The sequence below is a fragment of the uncultured Campylobacter sp. genome (assembly GCF_938040115.1).
GTDB lineage: Bacteria > Campylobacterota > Campylobacteria > Campylobacterales > Campylobacteraceae > Campylobacter_A.
Genome location: NZ_CALHXD010000199.1, coordinates 1 through 2,990 on the forward strand (window position 1 = coordinate 1; position 2,990 = coordinate 2,990).

Sequence of the window (2,990 nt, forward strand, 5' to 3'; positions counted from 1 at the left end):
GCAAAAGACCATATAAATTTAAAAGATATGAACGAGGCCAAAAAGGCTTATTATCAGTTCGTAACTAGCGGCGAAAAAAGCTTCTTGGACGCGGCTTACGAAGTAGCGGTAAAAAGAGGGATTATCCAGGTATTTACGGCCGGAAACAGAAGCTTGATGGCCGAGTCTTTCACTCGCGCGGCATTGCCTTATTTTAGGCCGGATGCCGAGGACTACTGGATCAACGTCACGGGTCAAACCGGCGCGGATAGCTATCCTAATGATTCTAACGAATACATAAGAGGACATAAGGCGTCCTCGGATATTCAGGAATTTAACCTTGCCGGACACTCGAAGTGGTGGACGATCGCCGCACCGGCCGAAGAGATTTATTCCGCGTACGTCGAGCTTACCGACAATGCGACATACGGCAAAGCTATTTATAAATCATCCGGCGGTACTTCTATGGCCGCTCCTCACGTTAGCGGAGCCTTGGGCGTCATAATGCAGCGCTATCCATATATGAGTATGCCTCAGATTAGAGAAACTATGCTAACTACGGCTAGACAAAGGACGCTAAGAGCCGGTCACGGTGCAGGCGGCATGCTAGAGCGTTGGGGTAGCGACGGAAAGGGCGTACCTAGTAACGTCTGGGGTTGGGGCATACTCGACCTCGGTAAAGCGATGTTCGGTCCTGGGCAGTTCTTAGGAAACTTTGACGTTACGATGAATCAAAACGATATCTGGACAAATAACATCTCAGACGTCGCTATCAAATTTAGAAAAACCGAGGACGATAGCGACGCTGCGGCTTGGGCGGCTAGAAAAGCGGCTCTTAACGCCAAGTCAAATTTGAGCTCGGAAGAAAAAGCCGAGATGACCTTTGAAACCGCAAGAGAGCAGGCTAGGGCTGCAAGAGCGGCGGAAGGCTATGAAGGCTCGCTAACTAAAAGAGGAGACGGCGCTTTGACTCTTACTGGAGATAATAGCTTTACCGGAGCTGTAAATATATACGGCGGTAAAATTTCGGCCTTAAATCAATCAATCTCAACTTCAAGAAGTATAAACGTCCACAAAGGCGGCGAGTTTGAGGTTTTAAACGCTCTTACTTACCAAACTCCAAGCGCGGGCGGTTTTGTAAGCACGACCAAGGCAAGCGACGCTACGCAAGTTAACGCCGTTATAAACGCGGGCGGCGCATTTATAGTTAACGACGGCGCCCATAATCTAAATTTAACATTTAAAGAGGGCTCTTTATTGAAAGCGGCTATGCTATCAAACGCCGAGCTTGCAAATTTGGCCGCAAATCCGACTCTAAAGAAAACCCTAAGCGCGAGCGGAAACTTCGCGGGCGTAAATTTAGCTAACGTCGAGGATAGCTATGCGTTCTTTAAAACCACTAAAGAAACTGTTAGTGGCTCAAATTTAGCTCTTTCTTTGCAAAAAGGCAAAAGCATGGAGGAGGTAGCCTCTACTAGCGCCGAGAAGTCGTTTGCGAGATTGGTCGAGGCAAATCCTAGCAGCGCTATTTATTCGTCTATGTTAGGAGCCACTCATGGCGTAGCGGCGGCATACTTCGGCGCGTTTTCAAACGATCTAGACTTTAAAGCGCAAAACAACTCCGCTATAGACTCGTTTATGCTGGCAAATTCGGTTAAAAACAAAAACGGCGCTAAAAGAGCCGATATCGACACGGGAGTTGAGCTTTGGTTGCTTAGCAGCGCTAGCAGGATAACTTCTGACAATAACGCCGGCGGCAGACTGGGCACGAACGCATTTACAAATCTAGTAGGCGTTGATTTTCTAGTAGGCGATAGCTCAAAAGCAGGCGTATTCGTAGGGCTTGGCAAAACAAACCACAAGCTAGGCGATAGCAAGGCGGTAAAAAGCAAAGACGCACATGCGGGTATCTACGGCGACATAGGACTTGATCCTATCAAAATCAGCCTGGGCGCTATCTACTCGAAATTTGATCAAGAAAAAAGAGTCGTTAACTCATACGCTCCTTTGGCTTACGAGTATAAAGACGCCGATGCGTCGGCTATCAGCGCATTTGCCCAGATCGCCTATACGGGGCTAAGCTATGAAAACGGCTTTAGCCTAGAACCTTATGCAGGGCTAACCTATATCCGCTTTAAAAACGACGATGTGGCAAATTCTTTGGTACAGATCAGAAACGAGGATAGAGACTTGCAAGTAGCAAGCGTGGGCGTAAAACCTAGTATCGCATTTACCATGGACGGCGTAGGCCTAGTCGCAAAAGCCGATGTAGCCTACAACCGCTTCCTAGGCGATAAAACCCCGAGCGCTCATATGAACGTTACAGGCCTTGGCGCAACTAAACTAGAGGGCGAAAAGCTAAAAGATCTAGCCACTACCGAGCTTGGTATCGAGGCTGCATTTACCAGAAACTTTAGAGTCGGCCTTAGCTATGTTGGAGCATACGGCAGTAACGTAAAATCAAACGGCGTAAACGCCAAATTTAGTTGGGCGTTTTAATCTTTCGGATTAAAAGCTTAAATTTGCCTAGAGCGAGCTAAATTTACTTAGCTCGCTACGGGTTTAAATTTGACTTTGTAAATTTGCCGCATTTTGGAGATAGAAATTTGTCTCGAAAATGCGGCTTAGGAAATTAAGCGTATAGATACGACTTACGCCGCTGCTTGTAAGATCTCTTAACGTCTACTTCGCTATTTTAGTAATTGCGTCTTAAAAAACTACAAATGCAGTTTGGTGAAGCAGTGGAAATTGTGATTAGCGTCTCCGTTAATCGGCAAGAAACTGACCGCGGATCTAACGCTAGTAGCCTTTTTCATTTAGCTTTCTATAATCATCGCATCCTGGCTGAAGACCTAAATTGCAGGCTTTGCCGTAGTACTCTTTTGCAGTAGAAAAATTCTGTCTTACGCCTTTGCCGTATTCGTATAAAAATCCTAAACTACCACAACCCAAAGCCTCTCCCCCATCACAAGCTTTTTGATAAAGCTGGGCTGCTTTTTGGTAATCTTGAT

General features: G+C 46.4%; 1 protein-coding gene and 1 pseudogene. One reads left to right on the forward strand and one right to left on the reverse strand.

The genetic code is table 11. The annotated features are described in order from the left end of the window. The coding region (locus Q0314_RS06820; RefSeq protein WP_298057729.1) for an autotransporter domain-containing protein at positions 1-2,478 on the forward strand (2,478 nt) is incomplete at its 5' end. A 300-nt stretch (positions 2,479-2,778) separates the two neighbouring features. Here Q0314_RS06820 and Q0314_RS06825 read toward each other — a convergent pair. After that, positions 2,779-2,990, reverse strand: a pseudogene (locus Q0314_RS06825) (sel1 repeat family protein); the annotation flags it as partial.